Source organism: Mesorhizobium sp. P160219, from assembly GCF_057786095.1.
The window spans coordinates 1822424-1838401 of the sequence record NZ_JBYNWG010000001.1 but is presented as its reverse complement, the minus strand read 5'-3'; the positions used below and the strand labels follow the sequence as shown (position 1 = coordinate 1838401).

The following is a 15978-nucleotide window of genomic DNA, read 5'->3' as shown; positions in this document are numbered from 1 at the left end:
GAACTGGCAGAAATTGTCGGTTCTTCGGCTGCCTCATGCATGCGTCGAGTGAACAAGTTGCGTCTGGATGGCGTAATTGTTGCGGATATCTCGCTCGTGGATCCGAAGGCTCTTGGCAAATCACTTACCGTTGTCGTGACCGTAGAGCTTGACCGTGAACGTCTGGACCTTCGACGTTGCGCGCCACGGCACTTCGTCGAGCGGGTGCGACGTTACCGGAAGCTTCTAGGAGGCGACTTCCTCCAAGCTGGCTTCATGGCCAGCGCGGGTATGGTGGCGCTTCAAACTATGGTGGACCGGCTGATCGAACACCGACGCGCGCAGCTGCTGGCTGAGAAGATTCGGAACGTTCCCGGCATTCGCCTGGAGCCTCGGGTCATAGACACTGACATGGTGTTCTTCCGGCTCGAACGGGACGGCCTGTCAACCCTGAGATTTCTGGCTAAGCTGTCGGAGCCGGGAGTGCGCATCGGCACTCTCTGAGAAGGCGTCGTTCGCGCCGTTGTCCATTCTCTCGTCAGTGACAACGATATCGACGTTGGCGGCAAACGCCATTCGATCGATCCTGCAGGCGGAGTCACCAAGACCAGGTGCAATACGATCTTTGGTGTATGCGAGGCATTGCGACTGCCAGAGCTCCCGCTATTGCCTGAGCGCTTCGCTGGGACTCGCAAATGCTGCGAAGATTTCAACTTCCACTATTTTGTGACGCCGGCTTCAGCAGCTGACGCCGTTTTGGCGTAAACTTCGCACCCCCTTGCCTCCTTTTTGCTTTGTTTCTCGACAATTGGTCGAACTCGGCTGCTGGATTCTCGCCGGCGATGTGGCTGCCCTCCAGGCGCTACTTCATGATTTGAAGATCATCGACGCGACACGTTCGTCGGGTCAGTAGCGGCCGCTGCGCGACGTTAGGACTAGACCGACTTGGCGGTGCAATCGTTCTTTAATTCAGTGCGTGAAGGCGTCACCCAAAAACGGAACTGGCCGCGGCAATCAATTAGGAAGTTAAGAAGGCCCGTAGCCAACTTCATCGTCTATGTCGCTGCGATTCGGCGAGCCTTCGAATCTGCCGCATGGCGACCCCGCGACCTATCCGATGAAAAACAATGAACAGCCATCATAGAGTTGGACGTGCAAAGCACGAACATGATGCGGGCTGGCGGAGCGGAGTGCTCTGCCACCTGCTATTGCCCTATTGCGTGACGGCAGCCGGGCTTTACGGCTTTATAACCCTGATCGACGGCGGCCACAGTAGGAGAGGCAGCCGCTGAATCCGCACGACGGATCATCGGCCTCGGCCATTACGTGCCCGGTGCGAAGCGCGCCCAACGGCGAGATCGGGGCCAAGCTCGGCCTACCACCCGGCTGGGGCGGGAGACATGGCCTTGGAGATTGCTGGCATCGTCCGCACCACGGTCGGTTTGTTGCTGCTTGCGACTTCGAGGTCGGATCATCTTCTGCCGCCGATTGCCCCGCCGATCGCCCATCACGCGGGCAGATATCAACACGATCTACCAGAGTCACTGTCGAGACATTTCAGCCTTTAAACATTAATGTCAAAGTTACATCTCCCGAAACGCAAGGTACACTCAAATTTAACTCAACTTAACAATACGTGTGCGTTGATGGTGATAAAGTTTCGGGCTGCCGGCCTAGGTGATGCCGGCGAATGACGGCGCCCAGAGCCTAGCAACCGACAGCTTTGTGCACCTGTGCACCACTGACAACAATCCAGCGCAAGTAGCTGCGGAGCTGAGACTATGGAACGCCTGCCGATAACTGCGGTCACTCAACTTCGAGGGCTGGCGACCAGAGTGTCCGACCAGTTTGCCTCGGTCCCCTAAGTGCACCTCCCGAAGGCAGCCAGAGAGGCGTTTACGGTCGAGTTCGGCCGATTTCTCGATCAGACTGATGGTGCTGCGCAATCTGAGCAGTTGTTCGAGCTGTTATCTGCTTTTGCCTTGAATTTTGATTGCCCGTGGACCGCCTATGGCCTTCTTGCATCCGACCAGAAATTTTTTGAGCCGGTCCGACGCTATCCGGCAGTCATGCTGAATTATCCTGATGCATGGCAGGAGCGCTATATCGAAATGGGCTATGATAAGATAGACCCAATCATCAAGACGAGTCGAAAGCGGGCAGGCGCCTTTCGATGGAGCGAAGTCTACAATGACATAAGCACGACTGAGGACGAACGGCGGGTGTTCGACGAGGCTGCGACGTTCGGCATAAGGTCAGGCATTAGCATCCCATTGCATGGCCCTGATGGCAGCTTTGCCATCATGAGCTTTGCTCAATCCTGGGACCGCGAATTCCAAACTAGAACAATGACCTACTTGCAACTTGCCGCGTTTCATTTCCATGTGAGGGTCGCGAACTTCGCGAGTTTGAGTGGCAGCGAGGAACCTCCCCACCTTTCCCCCAGAGAAAAAGAGTGTATTCTGTGGACGGCGAGAGGGAAATCGTCATGGGAGATAGGAAAGATATTAGGAGTATCAGTGAATACTGTCAATTTTCATTTGAAAAAAGCAAAGCAAAAATTGGGTACATCTAGCAGAGCGCTCGCAGCTATAAAGGCAATAAAATTCGGAATTATCGAGTTATAGGCGTCCTTTGTTCTCATCTTCTGGAACATTGCGTCAAGCCGGCATGAAAGTCGCCCAAGATGCGGTTACGCCAGCGCGGCCACAAGATCTATAGCTTGCACCGTCAGGCGCCAGATGCGGCGGCGCTGGGCCAATCGAACCGTGATCGACCCATCAGGACCGAGCGCTGGGGGCGGCAACTACGTCGCCGGCCAGCCGGGCGACGCCGCCAACGCAATCCTGACCGCCGGCTGAAATTTCTCAATCACGCTCTTAGGGTTCTTATGGCGTTGTGCTGCCCAAAAATTATCGAGGTACGGATTGTCCCTCGTTGCCAAGGACCGGAAATGGTGTGATCGACCAACTAATTGAGTCGACGGCACGCTGAAGTATCGCCTCAGTACCGTCAGCAGTGGCTGACGCGGCAATGACATGTCCGATCTTGTCTAAATAATTGCCCTCCCTGACAATGGATGTTTTGGGTTCGATATACAATTTGATCTCAGCGACGCCTGATATAGCAGCCGCCTGACTGTCGCCATCTATCCAGTCGAGAATGCCATCGCGATCAGGGACTAGGATCCGAGCGGCCGCAGCCTGCGAATGCCTTCTGCGCAAGTCCCATTCCTCGCCGATGACCAGCTTTATGTGCTCGGTGACGAGATCAACACCGCAAGCCAACTGAGCCAGTTCAGGATCGGGCGTGCCAGCAAGGCGCGGATTGACTTCAATTACGACTGGGCCAAGCTTCGTCCACCGGAATTCAATGTTCGTTGGGCCCCAGCCAAGGTCGAGAGCTCGCAAACAGCTTAGCGAAAGATCGGCGATACGTTTATGCTCGGCATCAGTCAGCAGGGCCGGATAGATCAACTGACGACAGACAAAGTGCGGCGGCGGGCCGTATACAGCAGCGCCAATCGCAATGACCTCATCTCCCATTATCTGAGCGACATAGAGGGGGCCTTGGGCGAACTCTTCGACCAGTATCCTCGGCGAAGACCGCCATACGTGCTTCCCGCCCAATAGATAGGACGTTTGTTCGGCTAACTCATCGACATTGCGGCACAATCGGACACCGCTGCCGCCGCTGCCTGCGGCCGGTTTAAGAACCACCGGCAGGCCGATCTCCGCGGCAGAGCTTTCCACGACTGTCGCATTGTCCGCTACGCGATAAGCAGGTATTGGAACTCCGGCCTCCGCGAGAAGCTGACGTTGAGCGAACTTGTCGCTGCATCGTTCAACCGATGCAGGGTTCGGTCCGGGTAGATGGAAGTTCCGGCAGAGCTTGCCAGCAGTCGCATAGGCTGACTCGTCGGCGCGCGAAAAGCCAGTAATGCCGGCAATGTCATAGGTGGCACGTAGCCGGGAACATTCGCGGATCAGCGCATCAAGATTGTCTGTATCGATACGGATTGCCTCACAGCTTTCCGCCGCAAGATAGTCGTACTGAGCTGGATCAGCCGAGAGGGTAATTGGAAAAAGCTCAAGATGCCGGGCCGCTTGAACGTATCGCAGACCCATACGCCTATGGCCTTCAACCAGAATGAGCGCTCTTCTTGCCATTGCCATTTACCCTCCGTTGCGTGCTGTGCGGAGATCCCGAGCGTAGGTCGCATCGACTTTTCCAGCTGTGCCTGACCTCAGACCTCGCGGTGAAGGTACCATCGTCAGCGATTTGGGGTCGTGAAGATATTTTAAATTTGTGTTACTGCCGGGCTAAGGCCACTGGATCTCTTCGGTTGCGATCGTTTTCAACGAGCAGTGGTTGGTCGTGTCCCGCCACGTAGATGATCTATGGGCGTGACATCTTCGGCATTGCTAGCCCGAGCGTGGTTCGAGTGGTGCCGATGGTCGGGCTATTGTCGGCTGTTGGTCACCGCGGTTTTGGCTGGAATTGTTGAAAGCGCTTGAGGTTGACTGAAGAGGTTTTACCAAGGCGCGCTTGCGCTGGCGATCAAGGGGCGGCTGACTGCAGGATGCCGGCGAGATAGGACGAATGCAGCCTCGGGACAGGTGGCCGCGAAGACCAAGAGGATGCGCAAGGGCTTTCGTTGAGACGCGCTGAGCTTGAGGAGGCGGAGCCTGTAAGTTGCGAATTCGGCCTTGCGCCGATGATATGTCGGAGGGACGGCATCGCGCAGCGTGCGCATGAGCCGATAGCGGCGGTTTGCAGGACGAGACGGACCTGGTTGGCCTAAAAGCGTGTCGCGATTAATTAACCTCATATCCGGCAGCCTTGAAGAAGTTTCTGCATTCAACTGGCTCGAACAGGTGGCAGATATCGCCGAGAGCCTCGCAGAGTGTGTCGAAGGTTCTGGCCACTTTCTTTCGCAGCCGCGCCTTGAGTTTTGAGTAGGCCATCTCGATCGGATTGAGATCGGGTGAGTATGGCGGCAGGAACAGCAGCCAAGCGCCCCTTTGGCGAACCAGTTGTGCGGCGCGCTCGTTCTTGTGGAAGCCGACATTGTCGAGAATGACGATATCGCCGTGCGACAGTTGGGGAGCATGCTGTGTTTCGATGTAGTGTTCGAAGATGGCGCCATTCATCGGCGCGTTGACGATCCACGGCGCGACAAGACCGTGGCATCGTAGCCCGGCGATGAAGGTCTGCGTCTGCCATTTGCCGAAGGTGTTAACTACCAAATTCGGTAGTATCGGTCCGAGTTCGACTGCTTTAGAACCGGGCTGCTTTAATCGTCAGGATGCAGCGGCATGCAGGATATGGTGACGAGTTCGGACGTTTCGAAGTTCATCTGTACAGCGCACGTACTGGCGCGCAAGTCCGGTCTCCACATCACAATGGGAGACGATTTTGAGAAATATATCGGAATCACAGGCAAACTTCCCGGAAAATCGCCGACCTATCCACACTTCCGTCCGGACTGCTCTGATCTTCTACCTGAAAAGGCTTTTTGGATCATCGGGCGCGACCGGGACGACAGGGTAGCGCATGTCCAAGCAATGCGGCTGTACGATCTCTCCAATACCAGCCTTGAAGAGCACCTCAGGACGCTCAGAGCGTGCTTCGCGAACCCTGATCTCAAAGCAGGGCCTGGCTCTTCGTGTCGCTGCTACGCACCGTCCGCCCGAGGCATTGCCGGGCTGGTGGCATATCGCGGAGACCTCTGGCTGCGCGAGGATTTTCGGGGGCGCGGGCTCGTGTCCTTCCTGGGTCAGATCGCATTTGGGCTGGCCTGGGCTAAATGGTCGCCGGATTTTATTTACGCGCTGGTTGCTGGCTGGAACATCGAGAAAGGCATAGCAGATCGCCACGGCTATCTACGCAAAGAGCCACATGGGGCAGTCCTGCGCTTGCCCGCCCAGGGAATATACGACGACGACTGGCTCGTTTGGTTGACCCGAGAAGACGTGCAGAAGATGCTTTTGAGTGCTTCAAATGCCGCGGTCGCGCGACAAGGAAAAATTGACGGTGACGGCGATCTACTCTCCCGTAAGAGACAGTTGCGCAGTGCAGTCGAGAAACAGCTCCGCACGGAACCGTCTTGCTCACCCGACAATGAGAGCCTTTAGCAGAGACGTTACACTTTGGAAATACGACAGGCGAGCAGATGCGGATACTGAATTTTTCTGAAGCTGAATATGAATCGCGTCTGCGCCGCATAAAAGACCGAATGCTGGAAGAAGGTCTCGACGCTCTTGTTGTTACAGAGCCAGCGAACATATACTATTTGAGTGGGTACGATGCTTGGTCTTTTTATACTGCCCAGGCGCTAGTAATATTCCCGGAAATCAAGTTGCCGTTTTGGATTGGGAGAATGGTTGATGCTCCGTCAGCGCTCGTCACAACCTATCTGCCTGAGGAGCGCATCATCCCCTATCCTGATATCTATGTTCATACGGCAGAACGGCATGCCTCTCAATTCATCGCCGAGATCATCCTTCGGGAGTTGCCGCGGGTGAAGGTGCTCGGCGTCGAAATGGGTGCTTATTATTACACAGCTCGGGACCACGCCGAGTTTGTGAAGGCAATGCCCAATGTTCACTTCAAGGATGCGGAACTTCTTGTGAACTGGGTGCGTTTCGTCAAGAGCGAGCAAGAGATTGCTTACATGCGAGAGGCCGGCGAAATTACCGAGCGCATGATGGCGCGTGCCGTTGAGGCCGCGGCACCCGGCGTCAGAGAATGCGACGTGGCCGCAGCTATCTATCATGCGCAGATGTCAGGCACGGAATCGTTCGGTGGGCTTCCGGCTACGAGCCCACCGCATATGGGTTTCGGTGTCCGCGCCTGTGAAGCTCACCCGATCTTTGGTGATCGTCCTATTGATCCCAATTCCGTTGCCAATATCGAAATTTCCGGCTGCCGTCTGCGCTACCACGCGCCGATGAGCCGCACGATCTATTTTGGTAAACCGCCGCAAAGCTATAGAGACTTGGCGTCTCATTTGATCGAGGGTATTGACGCATCGCTTGATGTAGTGCGGCCGGGCGTCGCATGTGAAGACATTGAGCTGGCGTGGCGGAAAACGATGACGAGTCATGGGATTGAGAAGGAGAATCGCCTAGGCTACTCAATAGGAGTTGCCTATACACCAACGTGGGGTGAGCGCACCGCGAGCATTCGTCACGGGGATCGTACGTTGCTGGAGCGCGGAGTGGCATTCCACTTAATGGCAGGACTGTGGCTCAAAGACACGGGCATCACGATTACGCAGTCTTTTGTCGTAACCGAAGGTGGCTACGAAGCGCTTACCACAACCCCGCGTGAGCTAATCGTCAGTAATTGAAACAATGCGCGTGGGACTGTCAGGAATTCTGTGCTCGAGGCCGATTTCGTCATTGGCTGACGAACCTCTCGCCGAAGAAGACGGCGAACTGGGTCTTGGCCTCGAACCAGTCGGCCGTGAACTATCCGCAAACCGTTGATCTGGCATCCTGATTAGGGCGGAGGTCGGCTTTGGAATTGCAGGATTTGCGGTGTTTGGGCACTGTTTTCTTGCAATTCGATTTTGCGATTCCCTTGTGCTGCGGAACCTGATTCACTCGGTCGGCGGCGGCGAAGCGCGAGACGGGAGAGCAGGATCTTTTCCGCTCCAGGCTCGATCAAATCATCAACATGAAGCACGAGCTGGTGCGCCTGGCGCAGGCGATCGACTGGCCGGTGCTGGAGGAGCGCTTCGGTGCGGTCTATTCGGACGGTCCGGCATGCCGCCGCTGCCGACCCGGCAACCGGCCCCGCGAACGGCTGGTGCGGCTGGCCAAACGGGCGGGGCTGGATTTGCAGCAGACCTATGTGCGGTTCGGCAAGCTGGCGCTGATCAAGCAGCAGCGCTATGCGCACGCCAAGCAGTTCAAGCGGGCCGACAAGGCGCTGCGCAGCTCAAGGTAACCGCTGTTCTCAGGCCACGGCCTTGAGTGGCGCGTGGGCGTAGGCCCAGGGCAGCAGGTCGTCGAGCTGGCTTTGCGGATGGCCGGCGACGATGCGGGCGATGACGTCGGCGAGGTAGGCATACGGGTCGACGCCGTTGAGCTTGCAGGTTTCGATCAACGAGGCGATGGTCGCCCAGTGCTCTCCACCGCCGTCGGAACCGGCGAAGAGCGCGTTTTTGCGATTGAGGGCGATCAGTCTGATCGCGCGTTCGACGACGTTGGAGTCGATCTCGACGCGGCCGTCGTCGAGGAAGCGACCAAGTCCAGCCCAGCGCGCGAGCGTGTAGCGGATCGCTTCGGCGAGTTTTGTCTTCTGGCTGACCAAGGCGAGCTTTTCGCGCAGCCACGGGTCGAGAGCGTCGATGATGGGTCGGCTCCTCTGCTGGCGAGCGGCGCGGCGCTCCTCAACTGGGCGACCCCGCAGTTCGCTCTCGATCTTGTAGAGTTCGGCGATGCGCTGGAGAGCCTCGGTTGCGATCGGCGCAGGTCCGGACTGCGCCAGTTCATAGAAGCTGCGACGGACATGCGCCCAACAGAAGGCCAGGCTCACGGCGTTGCGCTCGGCCAGCGCCCGGTATCCGGCGTAGCCGTCGACTTGCAGGATCCCGACGAAGCCCTGAAGGTGCCGCAGCGGCTGTTCGGCCTTTCGATCGGGGGCATATAGGTAGGCGACGCCGGGCGGATCGACCCCGCCCCAGGGTCGGTCGTCGCGGGCATAGGCGAACAACTGGCCCGTCTTGGTCCGGCCCCGGCCAGGATCGAGCACCGGCGCCGTGGTCTCATCGGCGAAGAGCTTCGATGAGGCCTTCAGCTGTTCGAACAGGCGCTCATGCACGGACCGGAGCAGGAAGGCCGCCTTGCCGACCCAGTCGGCGAGCGTCGAGCGGTCGACGTTCACACCCTGGCGGGCATAGATCTGGGACTGGCGGTAGAGCGGAAGGTGATCGGCATATTTGCTGACCAGAACATGGGCGACGGTCGCTTCGGTCGGAATGCCGCCCTCGACGAGGCGTGCCGCTGCAGGCGCCTCACCACGACCTCCTCGCAGCTCCGGCAGGCATACTTCGGCCGGCGCATGACGATCACGCGGAACTGGGCCGGCACGATGTCGAGGCGCTCGGAACGATCCTCGCCCATGACGTGCAGCATTCCCTTGCAGCACGGGCAGACCTTGTCGGGGATGTCGATGACCTGCTCGATACGCGGCAGGTGCGCGGGCAGTGACCCACGGTTGGCGCGCCGCTTGCTGGCGCGAGCCTCGCGCTTGGTGGGATCGGCGGTGTCCTCCGCCGCGAAGCCCTCGGCTTCAACCTGCTCTGCCTCTTCCAGGCCCAGTAGCAGCTGGTCGACCGGCAGGCTCTCTGCCCTGCGGCCGAAGCGGTGACGCTGTAGCTCCTTGATGATCTGGCGCAGCCGCTCGTTCTCGGCGCGCTCTGCCGCGAGCATCGCCTGAAGCGCGAACGGATCGTTGGTCAGGGGCTCGGCCGGGTTGCTCACGAAGCCATTCAATCATGCATTCCAATGCTTTGCCAGCGTCTTGGCCATCCGTTGAATCAACTTGCCGCGACCGTCGCGCGCGTCTCGCGGGCGTCATGCACACGCCGCCAATCCAACCCTTCCAGGAGCGCCTGCAGCTGTGCCGCCGTCAGCCTCACCACGCCATCGGTGATCGCAGGCCAGCAGAACTTCCCGTCCTCCAGGCGCTTCGCCAGCAGGCACACGCCGGTGCCGTCGAAGTAGACGAGCTTGACCCGGTCGGCGCGCTTGGCCCTGAAGACGTAGATCGCGCCGGAGAACGGATCGGCGCCCATCGTGTCGCGCACCAGCGCCGCCAGTCCCTCCGCGCCCTTGCGGAAGTCTACCGGCTTGGTCGCCACCATGACGCGCACGGCGCCGGTCGGCCCGATCACGACCCGGCCTTCAGTGCGCGGATCACCGCCGCCACCGTCCTGGCGTCGGCGCCACGACCGACCCGCATGGCGACGCCGTTAATCTCCAGCTCGATCACGCCGGCTTCTCGCGCGGCCTTCCGCTTCCGTGTCGATCTCGCGAGCTTCCCCGCCGGCTCGGGCTCCTGTGCCGCGACCACTGCTGGAACAAACAACGGCTCCGGTGCCGGCGCATTCGCCAACGGCACCCGCGCGGACCGGCGCCAGGCGAACAGCTGCTGCGGGGACAATGCATGTCGCCGAGCCACCGCGCTCACGGTCTCGCCGGCATCGTAGCTTTCCGCCACGATCCGCGCCTTCTCCTCCGGCAATCATTCGCGCCGCCGTCCAGAACCCGTGAACACCTCGAAACGCCGCGCGGGCTCGGGATCGTTGGATTTAAGCGTAAGCTCTGAAATCGTCATGTGTCGAAGCCCTCAAAGGCTCCGAGCATCGTCGCTCACGACCACGCGCGAAAGGTGGCGCCGGAACAGCGCTTACAGCTCAAGACCTATCTCGGCCGGACCGTTCGCAACATCTCCCGCCAGATCGCCGGCGATGCGGAACTGGACGCGCTCTTCAAATGGTCGCTCTACCAGGCCTCCACCGTTCTCGAGCAGCGTCAGCGCCAGCGCGGCCGCAAAATCTACAGCCTGCATGCGCACGAGGTGGAATGCATCGGTAAGGGCAAGGCGCATGCACCCTACGAGTTCGGCTAGGCGATTCACACATCTCGTAGAGACCAGCCGTGTGCGATGGATTAAAAGTACTGAAGGTCGTGGCGGAAGGTGATTGGGCCTGGTGGCTTGGACTTGGGATAGCCATCCCAGCCTCCGAGTTTGGCGATGATCCAGGCGGCCCAGGCCAGAGACTTCGGCGGGTGAGGGTTTTTCTGGAGAGCGGTCTTGCCTTCCAACTCGGGCACCAGAGCCTGCAAGGTGTCGATCTCGGCGGGCGTAAAGGCGATCTCGGCGGATTGTGCGGATGGTCCATCGCGGGCCTGGACAAGCTGCATGATGATGCAGGCGGCGCGTGCGGCGATGGCAGTCAGCTTCATCAGCCGCTCGGCGGTTTCCAACTGACTGTCCTCCAGTTGCAGGCCCTGCTGCTTCAAGGTGCGAAAGAACTGCTCGATGGTCCAGCGCATCCGGTACCAAGCAACCACCTGCCAAGCCATGGCCGCGTCTTGAACCGTATGGGTGGTCAGCAGGCGCCAGACGATTGGCTCGGCGTCCGCAGGCGCACCCACCTCAAGCACCTCCACCAGGCTCACCGTCACTGTCTTGGCCAGCCCCTTTTCGATGCAGTTTTGTGGGCGCTTGAGGGCGACTTGACCGAAGCGGGCCGCCAGATGGGCCGTACGCGCCGGCCGGCCAGGACGAGCGCGCAGCTCCACATCGGCTTCACCGGTCGGCTGCAGCTTTGCCGTCGAGAGCTTGCCGCCCTCGATCAAGCGGTCGCTCATGGCGCGGGTCAGGATATGGAAGTTCGGACCCGGCACGCGGTCCCACTTGGCGTAGATGTCGCTCTCCCGATCGCTCACCTCCGTCACCTTCGCAGCCCGCACCAGCACGCCCTTGGCCGCTTCGGCCGTGGCCAGCCAGCGTTGCGATTCCTTGTCGGTCAACAACCGTTGGCCATGTGGCGTTTCCACCCGGCCATCGCGCGTCCAGATCTGCCCCGAGACCAACCCGAGTACCTCGCCCGTTCCCGCAGCAAGCGCCAACATTGCATGCAGCAGCGCGCCTCGGACGTTGCCGCCCTTGCCGGTCTCTCCCAGACCCCTCCGATGCTCTGCCGTGGTCGTAAAGTGGATCTCGCTGGTGTCCTGGATCGCCAGCACGTGACCCGCACAAGCCTGCGAACTCGTCGACCCCCAGCCTTCGATCAGACCCTGCGTCGTCACCCGCCCGTTCGCCAGGAACCGGCCAAAGCCAACGATCCGGCCGCGACAACCTCCCGCCAGCCGCCGAACGCAAACGCTCTGCCGATCCACCATGAGCCCCAGCAACTGGGCCCCCTTTTTTGCAGGCGCTCGTCGCCAAACGCTCCCAACTCGATCTCATTGGCTGACATCGCGACACCTCCTCAATCCGAGCATCGCCAACAGAATCACAGCCCTGCCCAACACGGCCAATCAAAAGCGAGTCATCACCTCAAAAGATGTGTGCATCCCCTAGACGAGTTCGGGGGGAAGGTGTCGGTGGCCACCACGCTGAAGCGGGTCGCAACTCCCCGCACTATGCAAATATCTGACCGAGATGGTCGCCGAGAACGATGACTTTCTACGTCATTCGTATAGTCAATCCTTCAAGGAGATCGATGCCTATCAATGAGTCCTGTCACCCTCTGTTTGCGGTACATCTCAGCGCGCGCCCAGCGTTCCCGTATGTCCGCGCATTTCAACTGCATGTCCCGAAATAGCGTTGACGCTACAGCGACCTGGTCGTCGGTTGATCTTTTTGCGGGTCCTCCTCCGAACTGCAGAGCATCCCTGCATTCTTCAGGACTCGCCGGCAAATCATCAGCGAGTTGGCTGGCCAACTCGCTTCGGCGCTGCGCGACGCCGCCATCCTGAGATAGGCGTTCGGCGATCTCGCTAATTAGTGTGTGGGCCTTCCTGAAAGGAACGCCTCGCGACGCCATCCGTTCGGCGGCGACGGCCGTCATCGATGAGCCGTCTTCGAGATTTTCCCGCATCGACCGCACGTTGAAAGAGATGAATCTCACTAGAAGCGATGTGAGGGTGATGGCCCGCTTCAGGGCGTCTTCTGCAAGGCCCAGCGGAGAGCAGCCGTAGTTGCTTGTTTCGATCGAGTTGCTGAAAGGCGCTTTGCAGGTGGCCGTTGCCGCAGAAACGTAGGCCCCAATCACGGTGCTTGCCGACCCCTTGATGTGTTCAAGCAGAAACGGGTTCTTTTTTTGGGGGAGCATGGAAGAGCCACCGGCAAGATTGTGAGGAATGTCGACGAGGGCGAACTCCCGCGTCGTCCAAACCTGTAGGTCCTGGGCCACACGACTAAGCAAGATTGAAACGCCAGCGAAAACTGAAAGCCCTTGCAGGTGATGGTCGCGGCTTGCGACCGCATCAAGTGAGTTGAACGACGGTTGTTCGAAACCCAGAAGATTTGCGGTCTTTAATGGATCTATAGGTATGCTGGTGCCTCCGCCGGCACCAGCTCCCATAGGGCAGTTCCTGATGCCTTCCAGCAGACAATGGAGGCGCTGGCGCTCGCGCCCCAGAGCGAAGAAAACACTGAGCAGGTAGTGCCCTGGCGACCCGGGGAGCGCGACTTGGTACTGACTATACAACGGAGCTACAAGTCTCGATGCCTCTTCCGCTCGCTGAAGCAGGGCATCTTGGAGAATCCCTATTTCCTGCGAGGTGGAACACGCGGCCTCCCGAAGAACCAAGAGAGATATGGTCGCGTTCAAGTCATTGCGGGACCTCGCTAGGTGTAGCCAGCCGGCATTTTCCGGGCCAACTCTGGCGGCAAGTTCGGCCTCATAAGCTAAATAGAGGCCACGCGGGGCATGGCGGCCCTCCAAAGACTGAAAGCTCTCGTTCTGGAGGTCCAAGATGTGCTTGAGGAGATCGGCAGCGTCTCCCAGGCAGACCAAATCCTGGTCCGCAAGCATCACCAGATGTGCTTCGTCTATGGCCGCCTGGTAATGCAGAAGGCGACCGTCGCGCGAGAGTTCGATAGGGGGAGCGAGCAGCTTCATCGCTTCTGGATGTAGGTTCCACCTGGCCTGGCCTGGCCCAGCAACTTGCTTGTCGTCCTGCTCTCCAGCAGCCTCAATATCGATCACAACGGAGTCGATCATCCGTTCAGCTGCCGCGGCGGCGACATTGAGTTCATCAGCGACGCCTATGGCATAGGCAACCCGGTCTCTAAAATCGCCATTTATTTCAACATCCTCCCCTTCAGATTTCAGACGACCGGCTTCGGCCACTGTTGGCTGTGAATCTCGAGAGAAGCCCAGGCGCTTAAGCTTGCCGGATATGTGAGCAAGTCGGAAACGGATGGCTCCCGCCCTTGCGCTCGCGCTTGGAGGCGTGAACCCTTCTCCCGCGTAAAGTCTAATCACCATGTCGAGGATTGACGTGCCCAGGGCGTGCGAGAGCATGACTGGAATCATTCCTCCAGCCAACCTTGGATTGACCTCGATGATGACGGGGCCCCGCTCGGATATCACAAACTCTACATGAGCCGGTCCGAACTCCAAGCCCAGAGCCGATACCGCGCCCTCGGCAAAAGAAGCCAGTTCCTTGAGGGACCATTCCGGGAGCGGGGCCGGGAAGTCGTGCCCCACCTCAACGAAGCAGGGAGGCGGGCCTTTGTGCTTGGCGAGAATTCCAAGGCAGTGCAGCGTCCCATCATACGCAATTATCTCTGCGGAGTATTCCTTGCCCTCCACATATTGCTGGATCAGGATGTCGGGACTGGCCAGATCCACTTGATCCACCAATACGTCCTTTGCACTCTCAAACGCCTCGATGACGGCTGTTGCACTATCGCACAACCGCACGCCGCTACTGCCACTGCCGGACACTGGCTTGACGACCACCGGCAGAGTAGCTTGGGCAAGAATATTCTCGACGTCTCTGACGGACGTGGCCAGCCGAGTTTCAGGGATCGCGATTGATTGTCGCTGTAACTCGGCCGCTTGCTTCCATTTGTTCCGGCATGTGGCAATAGCCTCCGGATTCGCTGCTGGCAGCCCTATTTCCGTCGCGACACGTGACGCTGCTCCCACAAAATAATCCGACGAGGAATATATCCCTGCCAGCCTGCTTAATTTGGCGGCGATCCCGATGAGGTCATCCGGGCTGCGGGTCTCAGCTTCGATCACTTGAGCGACCGAGTCCTTAAGAAAAGGATAGCGCGCAGGATTGCGCGTAACGAGATAGGGCTCAAAGCCCACGACACGGGCCTGCTTTATCAACAGTTCGCCAGTGCCCGTTGTATTGCTTTCCACGAAAAGGAAGCTACCTCGGTTCATCATGAAGCGTCCTCCGGAATGTTTAGGACAGCTTTCCGGCTTTTCCGCTTCCAGGGATATCGGTTCCATGGTGGGAGGGCAGTCGAAGTGTGATTTTCGGTGGCTGGCGCGTCCAGCAGAAAACCGTCGTTTAGACATGCGTTGTGCTTGAGCCACTCGCGGTCGTATGCAGCTTCGACGTAGCGGTGGCCTTCATCAGGACATATGACGACTACGGTCTCTTCTGGATACTGTCGAGCACGCCAGCGCCCCACGATGTAGCTCGCTCCGGAGGTCGGACCGGCGAAAACGGCGTGCCGCTCGTGGAGGGTTCGCGTTGCAGCAAATGCGAGCTGTGCCGAAATGAGATGCACCTCGTCATATAGTTCATGCTTCACGTTCCTGGGGACAAGACTGTTCCCCAGCCCACGCAGTTTCCGTTCGCCATCCTGTTGGCCAAAAATGACGCTATTGAAGGTGTCCACTCCAACCAGGCGCGCGCCAGTGGCCTTTTCGCGGAGGCGTTCTATTGTTCCACAAGTAGAGCCGCCCGACCCTACAGAACCGACCAAAGTTACGTCGGCACCCAACATCCCTGATATCTGATCGGCAAAGAGCTTATACGCTGCGGGGTTGTCCGGTGTTTCGTATTGCTGGGGCCAGAAACAGGAGTGGCCCAACTTTCTCATCCTAGCGTGCAATGCGTCGAGGCGGCTTCTTTGATAGCCACCCTGCTTCGCCTTTTCGGTTATTATGAACACTTCGGCTCCCAAGGAGCGCAACCTGTTTTCCAGGCCTTTGTCCATCACTGGGTCTGTGAAGATTTCGAGCTGGAATCCACGTTCCCGGCAAACTACGGCCAAACCCAGCGCGAAAGTTCCGCTCGAGGTCTCGATAACTTTCATGCCGTGCGTCAAGGTTCCTCGAGCCAGCGCTTGCTCGATGATGTACTTCGCAGGGAGAAGCTTCATGAACGCAAACTGCGCAAGATAGAGGTTTGTGTCACACTTAATAATGCTGGGGAGAACATAGGCATCAGAATAGCCGGAGAATGGCAGGCGTTTGTGAACGGTGTTCATATTGCTTCC

At 58.7% G+C, this 15978-nt stretch carries 10 protein-coding genes and 5 pseudogenes; 6 read left to right on the top strand and 9 right to left on the bottom strand.

The annotated features are described in order from the left end of the window. The first annotated feature begins 48 nt into the window (after positions 1-48). Positions 49-483, top strand: a complete 435-nt coding sequence (locus AC3EMP_RS08920) for a beta-eliminating lyase-related protein (protein WP_352712651.1) — start codon at positions 49-51, stop codon at positions 481-483. 1361 nt (positions 484-1844) lie between these two features. Beyond that, positions 1845-2606, top strand: coding sequence for a LuxR family transcriptional regulator (locus tag AC3EMP_RS08915; protein ID WP_352712652.1), 762 nt, complete (start codon positions 1845-1847; stop codon positions 2604-2606). 285 nt (positions 2607-2891) lie between these two features. Here the strand turns inward: AC3EMP_RS08915 and AC3EMP_RS08910 are convergent, their stop codons facing one another. The 3 genes and pseudogenes from AC3EMP_RS08910 to AC3EMP_RS08900 form a co-directional block, all read right to left on the bottom strand. Further along, positions 2892-4148, bottom strand: coding sequence for an ATP-grasp domain-containing protein (locus AC3EMP_RS08910; protein ID WP_352712715.1), 1257 nt, complete (start codon positions 4146-4148; stop codon positions 2892-2894). A gap of 391 nt (positions 4149-4539) precedes the next feature. Next, positions 4540-4779, bottom strand: a pseudogene (locus AC3EMP_RS08905) (transposase); the annotation flags it as partial. 17 nt (positions 4780-4796) lie between these two features. Further along, positions 4797-5213: pseudogene (locus AC3EMP_RS08900) on the bottom strand (transposase); the annotation flags it as partial. 84 nt (positions 5214-5297) lie between these two features. On the opposite strand from AC3EMP_RS08900, the gene AC3EMP_RS08895 reads away from it, so the two are divergent. From AC3EMP_RS08895 to AC3EMP_RS08885, 3 genes and pseudogenes are all read left to right on the top strand, one after another. Next, positions 5298-6116 carry a hypothetical protein gene (locus AC3EMP_RS08895; RefSeq protein ID WP_352712653.1) on the top strand — a complete coding sequence of 273 codons (819 nt, stop codon included), beginning with the start codon at positions 5298-5300 and terminating at the stop codon, positions 6114-6116. A gap of 38 nt (positions 6117-6154) precedes the next feature. Further along, positions 6155-7333: a M24 family metallopeptidase gene (locus AC3EMP_RS08890; RefSeq protein WP_352712654.1), complete on the top strand. Its 1179-nt coding sequence runs from the start codon at positions 6155-6157 to the stop codon at positions 7331-7333. A gap of 320 nt (positions 7334-7653) precedes the next feature. Continuing rightward, positions 7654-7923 (top strand): annotated as a pseudogene (locus AC3EMP_RS08885) (hypothetical protein); the annotation flags it as partial. A gap of 21 nt (positions 7924-7944) precedes the next feature. On the opposite strand, the pseudogene tnpC reads toward AC3EMP_RS08885, so the two are convergent. From tnpC to tnpA, 3 genes and pseudogenes are all read right to left on the bottom strand, one after another. Next, positions 7945-9422, bottom strand: a pseudogene (tnpC, locus tag AC3EMP_RS08880) (IS66 family transposase). A gap of 107 nt (positions 9423-9529) precedes the next feature. Then, positions 9530-9856 (bottom strand): IS66 family insertion sequence element accessory protein TnpB, encoded by a 327-nt coding sequence (gene tnpB, locus AC3EMP_RS08875; RefSeq protein WP_488362155.1) that lies wholly within the window; start codon positions 9854-9856, stop codon positions 9530-9532. Between the two features lie 26 nt (positions 9857-9882). Next, on the bottom strand, positions 9883-10236 hold the full coding sequence (gene tnpA, locus AC3EMP_RS08870) for an IS66-like element accessory protein TnpA (protein ID WP_488362105.1): 354 nt from the start codon (positions 10234-10236) through the stop codon (positions 9883-9885). Positions 10237-10404: 168 nt separating this feature from the next. On the opposite strand from tnpA, the pseudogene AC3EMP_RS08865 reads away from it, so the two are divergent. Next, a pseudogene (locus AC3EMP_RS08865) lies at positions 10405-10620 on the top strand (IS5/IS1182 family transposase); the annotation flags it as partial. A gap of 44 nt (positions 10621-10664) precedes the next feature. Here AC3EMP_RS08865 and AC3EMP_RS08860 read toward each other — a convergent pair. The 3 genes from AC3EMP_RS08860 to AC3EMP_RS08850 form a co-directional block, all read right to left on the bottom strand. Continuing rightward, the gene (locus AC3EMP_RS08860; RefSeq protein WP_352712656.1) at positions 10665-11915 is read right to left on the bottom strand and encodes an IS4 family transposase; all 1251 of its coding nucleotides are present in this window, start codon (positions 11913-11915) and stop codon (positions 10665-10667) included. Between the two features lie 299 nt (positions 11916-12214). After that, entirely contained in the window at positions 12215-14914 is a 2700-nt protein-coding gene (locus AC3EMP_RS08855; protein WP_352712657.1) for a lyase family protein, read from the bottom strand. Then, entirely contained in the window at positions 14911-15969 is a 1059-nt protein-coding gene (locus tag AC3EMP_RS08850) for a cysteine synthase family protein (protein ID WP_352712658.1), read from the bottom strand. Before AC3EMP_RS08850 ends, AC3EMP_RS08855 begins: the two co-directional genes overlap by 4 nt. Between the last annotated feature and the right edge of the window lie 9 nt (positions 15970-15978).